The sequence below is a fragment of the Stenotrophomonas sp. 05L44_2 genome (assembly GCF_056665995.1).
In genome coordinates this window covers 1-8297 of sequence record NZ_JBFTNR010000094.1, presented here as the reverse complement: position 1 = coordinate 8297, position 8297 = coordinate 1, and the positions used below count along the sequence as shown (strand labels likewise).

The window sequence follows — 8297 nt, the reverse complement described above, 5'->3', positions numbered from 1 at the left end:
TGCGCACCGGCAAGGACATGAAGCTGGCCAATGCGCTGACCTTCATGGCCAGCGACCGTGAAATCGCCGCCGAGGCGTGGCCGGGCGATGTCATCGGCATCCACAACCACGGCACGATTTCCATCGGCGACACCTTCACCGAAGGCGAGGCGATCACCTTCACCGGYATCCCCAACTTCGCCCCGGAACTGTTCCGTCGCGCCCGCCTGCGCGATCCGCTCAAGCTCAAGCAGCTGCAGAAGGGCCTGGCACAGCTGTCCGAGGAAGGCGCGACCCAGTTCTTCCGTCCGCTGACCAGCAATGACCTGATCCTGGGCGCGGTGGGCGTGCTGCAGTTCGATGTGGCCGCTTACCGCCTGAAGGACGAATACGGCGTGGAAGCCACCTTCGAGCAGGTCAGCGTGACCACGGCGCGCTGGGTCCACTGCAGCAACGAGAAGAAGCTGGAGGAGTTCCGCGAGAAGAACGCGCTGAACCTGGCCCTCGACGCGGCCGGCCACCTGGTCTACCTGGCGCCGACCCGGGTCAACCTGCAGCTGGCGCAGGAACGTGCGCCGGACGTGCGTTTCTCGGCAACCCGTGAAGCCGCGCATACGGTCACCGGCAACTGATTCCAGCGACCATACGGTGGCGGGGGTGCACGCGCCCGCCATCGCGGCGATGATAGGGGGGTGCAGGTCCCCCTCCCTGCAGACGATGCCCATGCCATGTCCACGACTTCCGTTGATTCGATCCGCGAAGAAATTGCCAGCGCCCTGACCCACGGGCTGGGTGCGGTGCTTGCCCTGGCCGCCAGCGCGGTGTTGATCACCCTGGCCGCGATCTACGGCGATGGCTGGCAGCTGGCCAGTGCGATCGTGTTCGGCATCGCCCTGCTGCTGCTGTACACCGCCTCCACGCTGTACCACGCCATCCAGCACCCGCAGGCCAAGGGCCGCCTGAAGGTGTTCGACCATTGCGCGATCTATGTGCTGATCGCCGGTACCTATACCCCGTTCACCCTGATCGGCCTGCGCGGCCCCTGGGGCTGGGGCATGTTCACCGCGATCTGGGCGCTGGCGCTCGGCGGCGTGGTGTTCAAGCTGTTCTACACCGGCCGCTTCAAGCTGCTGTCCACGGTGATCTACATCGCCATGGGCTGGCTGGTGGTGGTGGCGATCAAGCCGATGTGGGCCTCGATCGATGGTGGGACGCTTGCCTGGCTGTTCGGCGGTGGCCTGTCCTATACGCTGGGCACGTACTTCTACCACCGCGAATCCATCCCCTATTCGCATGCGATCTGGCATCTGTTCGTGATCGGTGGCAGCGTCTGCCACTTCGTCGCCGTTACTCGACAGGTGCTGTGACCCCGTATTGAGGGTAACGCCAGGCCCCTGGCCGGCGAGCAGGCACCGGCTCTGCACACGATGCACATGATCGCTTCGCGCCCCGTCCACCCCGACGGGGCAACCATGGCGGTGTGAATGCTGCCTCTGCTCCTGCTGCTCCCAAGGTGCCGCGCTGGCGCCTGCGTCGTCCCGGTCGCCGCGGGCAGCGCTGGCTCGCCGTGCTGGTGTTCCTGTTCGCGGCACTGCTGGTCCTCATCGCCCTGTGGGACTGGAACTGGTTCAAGGGCCCGGTCGAACGTGCGGTACAGGCGCGCACCGGCCGCGCCCTGCACATCGGCAACCTGGATGTCGACCTCGGCCGCACCAGCACCGTGCGCGCCGATACCCTTACCTTTGCCAATGCGCCCTGGGCGAAGCAGCCCACCATGGTCAGCGCCGACCGGGTCGAGATCGACGTACGGGTGTGGCCGCTGCTGCGTGGCAGCGTGCAACTGCCCGAAGTGCGCCTGACCCGCCCGGACGTACTGCTGGAAACCGCCCCGCGCAAAGGTGACCCCGGCAACTGGAACTTCCTCGGCGACAGCAAGGGCGGCACCACGCCGCAGCTCAAGCGCCTGCACATTGACGACGGTCGCCTGCAGTTCCTGGACGCACTCGGCCGCACCGACATCCTGGTGAACGTGCGCAGCGGGCAACCGAAACAGGCCGACGCCGCACCACCGTTGCTGGTGGCCGGCAAGGGCCGCTGGCAGGGCAATCCCTTTACCCTGAGCGGTGGGACCGAATCGCCGCTGGAACTGACTGACAGCGCACACCCCTTCCGCATCCATCTGGATGGCCGCGCCGGAGCCACCCATGCCGTTGCCAGCGGCACCTTGACCAACCCGTTCCAGCTGCAGGTGTTCGACCTGCAGTTCGCGCTGAGCGGKCAAGACCTGGCCGAYCTGTATCCATTGCTGGGCATCGCCATTCCGCCTTCCCCGCCCTACGCACTGGATGGCCGCCTGAAGCGCGATCACCAGGTCTGGCGCTACGAGCGCTTCACCGGCAAAGTCGGCGACAGTGACCTGGGCGGCGATGTGCAGTTCGATGTCTCCAGGGAACGCCCACGGATGACCGCGAACCTGGTGTCGCGCCGCCTCGATTTCGATGACCTTGCCGGCTTCGTCGGTGCCCCCCCGAAGACCGGTGGCGGCGAGACCGCCAATGCAGAACAGCGGGCCGAGGCTGCGCGCGTAGCCGCCAGCGCCAAAGTGCTGCCGGCCACGCCGTACAACCTGGGCAAGCTGCGCGCGATGGATGCCGACGTGCGCTGGAAGGCCCAGCGCATCAATGCACCCAAGCTGCCGCTGGACGACATGGATGCACACCTGCTGCTGGACGATGGTGTACTGCGGCTGGACCCGCTGAACTTCGGCGTTGCCGGCGGCGACATCCGCAGCACGATCCGCATGGACGCACGTCGCCCGCAGATTGCAACCTCGTTGAAGGCCAGCGTGCGCGGAGTGCAGCTGGGCCAGTTGTTCCCCGACGCCAAGCTGGCCGAACAGGCCAAGGGGGGTATCAGCGGCGCCATTGACCTGACCGGCAACGGCAACTCGATCGCCGCGATGCTCGGCAGCAGCAGCGGCAACGTGGCGCTGGGCATGGGCCGCGGCCACGTCGGCAACCTGCTGATGGAAGTGGCGGGACTGGACATCACCGAGTCGTTGAAATTCCTGTTCACCGGCGACAAACAGATTCCGCTGCGATGCGCCTTCGCCGACTTCGGCGTGCGCGAGGGCCTGATGCATACCCGGTCGATGGCAGTGGACACCACCGATACGATCATCCTCGGCGAGGGAGATGTCAGCCTGCGCGATGAAACGCTGGACCTGCTGCTGAAGCCACGACCGAAGGACAGGAGCATCCTGGTGCTGCGCTCGCCGCTGCGCATCGGCGGCACCTTCAAGGACCCGTCGTTCCGCCCGGACTTCAAGGCGCTGGGTATCCGGGGTGCGGTCGCGTTGACGCTGGGCAGCATCGCGCCGCCGGCGGCACTGCTGGCCACCATCGAACTGGGTCCGGGCAAGGATGCCGACTGCGGTGGGCATTACGCGAAGTAGAGCGGGCGTTCGGCGCCCTACTGCAAATGGGACGAGGGTGACGGGTGGCCCAGGCAGGACACGCCGTGAACCCCGCTCCGCGGTCCGGCCCAGCCGCTGGCGGCTGTGCGTTCGGGCGCTTGCGAAGCAGTGCTTCGCAAGCAAAGCGCCCTCACCCATGGGGGCTCGATGGCGCCATCCATGGCGCCAACGGTCCTGCCTGGGCCACCCGTCACCCTCCCGAAAGTTTCCTGCGCGCGCGGAACGAGAGCAGAAATTCAAAGTCAAAAGAAGACGTACAGAGCAGAATCAAAAGCAGTGCCAACCAAGGTTGGCATCTACCAACGGCAGACAGTCAGGGTGAAGGCGGCCGCGCTCGCAGGAACGTGTCCTGAGGCGGAGGGCATGGCCGTGCAGGACCGTTGGCGCCATGGATGGCGCCATCGAGCCCCCATGGACGGGTTTACGGCGTGTCCTGCACGGCCATGCCCGCCGCCTCCCCTGCGTAACAGGAAGGCGCTGCCTTGGCTTTGGCTTTGGCAGTTGCTTGAAAAAGCGGGCCGGCGGGCCGCAGGCCCGCCAGCGACAGAACTCACCCCGCCACGATGTACTGCTGCAGCTGATCCAGCTCGCGCCGCTGCGCATCGATCACCGACTTCACCAGGTCACCRATGGAAATCACCCCCAGTACCTGCCCGCCCTCGACCACCGGCAGATGGCGGATGCGGTAATCGGTCACCAGCTGCAGGCAGTGTTCCACCTGCTCACCGGGACTCACCGTCACTACTTTCGCGGTCATGATTTCCGACACTGCGGTGTCACGCGACGAACGATCGTGGAGCACGATCTTGCGTGCGTAATCACGCTCGGAGAGGATCCCGACCAGTCGCGGGCCATCCATCACCAGCACCGCGCCGATGCCCTTCTGCGCCATCAACCGGATCGCATCGATCACCGCCGCGCCTGGCGCGACCGCATGCACTTCAGGGGACTTGCCGTCCAACAGTTGCCGTACCGACGTCATCTGCCTGCCCTCCCAGGGTGGGTTGCAGCTCCGAGTCTGCCACGGAAGGGGCCAACCATGCGTCAACCAGGTACAACGGCCGTTGCTTGGACTCCTCGTACAGGCGTCCCAGGTACTCGCCGATAAGCCCCAGCGCGATCAACTGCACGCCCCCGAGGAACAGGATCACCGCCATCATGGTCGGCCACCCGGCCACCCGGTCGCCGTACAACGCCGCCTTCGCAATCACCCAGATGGCAAACACGAAGGCCACGCCTGCGGTGGCCAGCCCCATGTAGGTGGCCGCCCGCAGCGGGACCGTCGAGAAGCCGGTGATCCCTTCCAGTGCGAAGTTCCACAGCCGCCACAGGCTGAACTTGCTGCTGCCGGCCAAACGGGCATGCCGGTGATACGGCACCGCCACGCGGCGGAAACCGACCCAGCTGAAGAGCCCCTTCATGAACCGGTGACGTTCGCGCATCTCGCGCAATGCGCTCAGCGCGCGCGGCGACAACAAGCGGAAATCGCCGGTATCGGCCGGAATGGGCGTCCGCGAGAGGCGACCAATCACCCGGTAGAACACCGATGCGGCAGCGCGCTTGCTCCAGCTCTCACCGTCACGGACCAGGCGCGTGCCGTAGACGTTGTCGTAGCCCTGCCGCCAACGTTCGACAAAGTGCGGCACCAGTTCCGGCGGGTCCTGGCCATCAGCGTCGAGGATCATCGCCGCGCCTTCGCGCACATGGTCCAGGCCGGCGGTCAGCGCCGCCTCCTTGCCGAAGTTGCGCGACAGCTTCAGCGCCGATACCCGCGGGTCGGCCTGGGCCAGCGAGGCGATCAACGACCAGGTCGTGTCACTGCTGCCGTCATCCACGTACAGGATGTGACCATCGATTCCGGCCAGGCCGTCCAGTACCGCGCACAATCGCGGATGCAGCTGGGGCAGCACCAGCTCTTCGTTGTGTGCGGCGATGACGAAGGTAAGACGCTCACGAGTCATCGCCGGATTGTACGTCGTTGACGGGGATGCAGCCCGTCAGTCCAGCGTTCGAAATACCCGCTTCCCGCATCGGAAGGCACCACGGACACCTGGTGTCGTGGCCCCTCAGTCCTCCGCCAGGTACCCCGCTCCACCCAGCTGCCGTGCCTGCCGCTGGATCCACGCCGCACGACGCTGAACGTAGGGGCCTGGCTTGGCCGCGTTGTAGCGGCGCGGCGCCGGCAGCACTGCCGCCAGACGCGCGCTCTCGGCAGGGCTCAGCCGCGCGGCGTCCTTGCCCCAGAATGTCTGCGCCGCTGCCTGGGCGCCATACACACCGTCGCCGAACTCGGCGATGTTGGCGTACATCTCCAGGATCCGCTGCTTCGGCCAGAAGGCTTCGATCAGCACCGTGTACCAGACCTCCAGGCCCTTGCGGATCCAGCTGCGGCCCTGCCACAGGAACAGGTTCTTGGCCACCTGCTGGCTGATCGTGCTGGCCCCGCGCAGGCGCCCGCCCCGCGCGTTGTGGTCGCGCGCCTTTTCAATGGCCTGCAGGTCGAACCCGCTATGGTCCGGGAAGCGCTGGTCTTCTGCGGCCACCAGCGAAATCGGCAGGCTCGGCGCCATCTGGTCAAGGTCCCGCCACTGGTAGTGCAGCCGGTAGGACCAGTCGCCTTCACCCAGTGCCTCACCGAAACGCCAGACCATCACCGTGGACAGCGGCGGATCGATGAAACGCAGCACCAGCACCTGCAGGCAGCTGAAGGCCACGAACAGCACCGGCAGCCACAGCAGCCGCTTCCAGCGCCAGCGCCTGCGCGGTGCCGCGTCGGCGGCGGCCACTACCTTGTCCTGCTCTCCCCCTGCCCCCATTACTGGTGCATCCTTCTTATGCCTGGTTGTCGGCGCATTATCCGGCAACCATCCCCGTTTCCGCGCGATGTGAGCCGATGACCGCCCAATCCGATTCCCTTATCCGTTTCCTGCTCCCCGACGCCGGTGTCCGTGGCGTCCACGTGCGCCTGCAGGCCACCTGGCAGGACATCCAGTCCCACGGCGAGTATCCGGACAGCGCCACCGAACTGCTCGGCGAAGCCTGCGTGGCATCGGCCCTGTTCACCGGCCACACCAAGGTGGACGGCCGCCTGTCGATCCAGCTGCGCAGCAATACCGCTCTGCGTACCCTGTTCGCCGAATGCACCGCCGCCGGCACCCTGCGCGGCATCGTCCAGATTGCCGAGGGCGGTGACGCCCCCCGTGACCTGACCGACCTGGGCCGGGACGCCCTGCTGGCCATCACCATCGAGAATCCCGGCCTGGACCCGCGCGAACCGCAGCGCTACCAGAGCCTGGTCGCRCTGACCGCGCCGGAACTGGATGAAGCRTTCGARGACTACTTCCGCCAGTCCGAGCAGYTGCCGACGCGACTGCTGCTGGCCGCCGGCCGCGACGGTGCTGCCGGCCTGCTGCTGCAGAAGCTGCCGGGYGAYSAWGGCGACGACGATGGCTGGTCCCGCGCCAGCGCGCTGTTCGACACCCTGGGCAAGGCGGAGCTGCTGGCCACCCCGGCCGAGGAACTGCTGCACCGGTTGTTCCACGAGGAGAAGGCGGAGCTGGTGGGTGACAAGGCCCTGTCCTTCGCCTGCTCCTGCTCGCGTGAACGGGTCGCCTCGATGCTGTTCTCGCTGGGCGAGGAAGAGGCCCGTGCGGCTGCCGAAGACACCGGCGCCGTAGACGTACGTTGCGAATTCTGCGGACAGGAGTATCACTTTCCGTTGACGGAGTTCGGCATACTGTTCCACGGTGCCCAGGGGGCTGTACCGGCACCTGAACGACTTCAGTAATACCCAATGAGTCTTGTATCTGGGGAGGAACAAGGCTTGTTAAGAATTCATAAACACCCTAGGATCGAGTTCCCGCCCCAGCGGGAACTTTCACTGCCCGTCTCTGTCTGAACTGGTCCGATGCGTACCTTCCTGCGTCTACCGCTGGCCCTTCTGATCGCCCTTGGCGCGATCACGGGCGTGCACGCGCAGAGCAAGGACACCCGCACCGTCATTCCGGTCTGGAACAAGGGCAGTGGCAAGGTCGAGGCCCTGCTGTACCTGGAACCGACCGGCGAGCAGGCCGTGGGCGCACGCTGGCATTTCGGCCGCAATTCGCTCGATGCTGCGTTCGGCCTGTCTTCGGGCGACTCGCTGGGCCTGCTGTGCAACAGCAGCAGCGGCTCCAGCATCAGCGGACTGGCCAGCCATTGCATGCTGGCCAGCCTGGGCGACGACGATGATGCCATCGGCTCCAACCGGCGCCTGACGGGTACCGCCGCGCTCAACCGTGGCACCGGCCGCCTGGGAATCACTGCCGGCACCGGCCGCGAGACCCTGCCCGCCTGGCTGGCCACGCCCAGCAAGACCCCGTCGCTGCGCGCCGAACAGAATGACCTGACCGTGTTCGCGCAGAAGAACATCGGTCGCGAAGGCTTTGTCTCCATCGCCGGCACCTATGCCAAGGCACGCCTGGTACCCCTGGCCGACGCCTCACCGGCCATCGTTGACCGATGGGACAGCAAGAGCCTGAGCCTGGGCGCCGGCTACGGCAATTTCAGCGGCAGCATCATCGGCCGCGTGGTTGACGTTCCCGGCAAGCCCGGCAAGTGGGAAGGCCTGGGCATTGGCCTGACCTGGCGCACCCCGTGGTCCGGCCAGCTCACCGTCGGCGCGGAAAACGTCATCAGCCGCGGCAAGAACCCGTTCTCCCCGCGCAACGAAAGCAACGATGACGGCACCGTGCCGTACGTGCGCTACGAGCAGGATCTGTAGTCGCTCATCGGCCGCGAACAAGCTGTGTTGAACATCGGGCGCCCAGGGGCGCCCGAATTGTTTCTGGACACATCTGTCAAG

The 8297-nt window shown here is 66.3% G+C and carries 8 protein-coding genes; 5 read left to right on the top strand and 3 right to left on the bottom strand.

All coding sequences use genetic code 11. The annotated features are described in order from the left end of the window. The 3 genes from AC1VAN_RS05205 to AC1VAN_RS05195 form a co-directional block, all read left to right on the top strand. Nucleotides 1–611: peptide chain release factor 3 (locus tag AC1VAN_RS05205; RefSeq protein WP_480985392.1), on the top strand; the 611-nt coding region annotated here is incomplete at its 5' end. Between the two features lie 96 nt (nt 612–707). Then, nucleotides 708–1346 carry a PAQR family membrane homeostasis protein TrhA gene (gene trhA, locus AC1VAN_RS05200; protein WP_025877819.1) on the top strand — a complete coding sequence of 213 codons (639 nt, stop codon included), beginning with the start codon at nt 708–710 and terminating at the stop codon, nt 1344–1346. Nucleotides 1347–1459: 113 nt separating this feature from the next. Next, the gene (locus AC1VAN_RS05195; RefSeq protein ID WP_032976585.1) at nt 1460–3433 is read left to right on the top strand and encodes an AsmA family protein; all 1974 of its coding nucleotides are present in this window, start codon (nt 1460–1462) and stop codon (nt 3431–3433) included. A gap of 571 nt (nt 3434–4004) precedes the next feature. Here the strand turns inward: AC1VAN_RS05195 and AC1VAN_RS05190 are convergent. The 3 genes from AC1VAN_RS05190 to mtgA form a co-directional block, all read right to left on the bottom strand. Continuing rightward, complete coding sequence (locus AC1VAN_RS05190; RefSeq protein WP_025877817.1) at nt 4005–4436, bottom strand: CBS domain-containing protein; 432 nt, start codon at nt 4434–4436, stop codon at nt 4005–4007. Continuing rightward, the gene (locus AC1VAN_RS05185; RefSeq protein ID WP_025877815.1) at nt 4396–5415 is read right to left on the bottom strand and encodes a glycosyltransferase family 2 protein; all 1020 of its coding nucleotides are present in this window, start codon (nt 5413–5415) and stop codon (nt 4396–4398) included. Before AC1VAN_RS05185 ends, AC1VAN_RS05190 begins: the two co-directional genes overlap by 41 nt. 105 nt (nt 5416–5520) lie before the next feature. Beyond that, entirely contained in the window at nt 5521–6270 is a 750-nt protein-coding gene (gene mtgA, locus AC1VAN_RS05180; protein ID WP_025877813.1) for a monofunctional biosynthetic peptidoglycan transglycosylase, read from the bottom strand. Nucleotides 6271–6347: 77 nt separating this feature from the next. Between mtgA and hslO the strand changes: the two genes are divergently transcribed. Further along, nucleotides 6348–7241, top strand: a complete 894-nt coding sequence (gene hslO / locus AC1VAN_RS05175; protein ID WP_480985391.1) for an Hsp33 family molecular chaperone HslO — start codon at nt 6348–6350, stop codon at nt 7239–7241. A 120-nt stretch (nt 7242–7361) separates the two neighbouring features. Continuing rightward, nucleotides 7362–8216 (top strand): XOO1806 family protein, encoded by an 855-nt coding sequence (locus AC1VAN_RS05170; RefSeq protein ID WP_032952038.1) that lies wholly within the window; start codon nt 7362–7364, stop codon nt 8214–8216. Nucleotides 8217–8297: the final 81 nt, after the last annotated feature.

What these genes read in the sequence shown, in the direction of transcription:
- AC1VAN_RS05185 (WP_025877815.1), bottom strand. Translation starts at nt 5,415, where the DNA reads ATGACTCGTGAGCGTCTTACCTTCGTCATCGCCGCACACAACGAAGAG.
- trhA (WP_025877819.1), top strand. Translation starts at nt 708, where the DNA reads ATGTCCACGACTTCCGTTGATTCGATCCGCGAAGAAATTGCCAGCGCC.
- AC1VAN_RS05170 (WP_032952038.1), top strand. Translation starts at nt 7,362, where the DNA reads ATGCGTACCTTCCTGCGTCTACCGCTGGCCCTTCTGATCGCCCTTGGC.
- mtgA (WP_025877813.1), bottom strand. Translation starts at nt 6,270, where the DNA reads ATGGGGGCAGGGGGAGAGCAGGACAAGGTAGTGGCCGCCGCCGACGCG.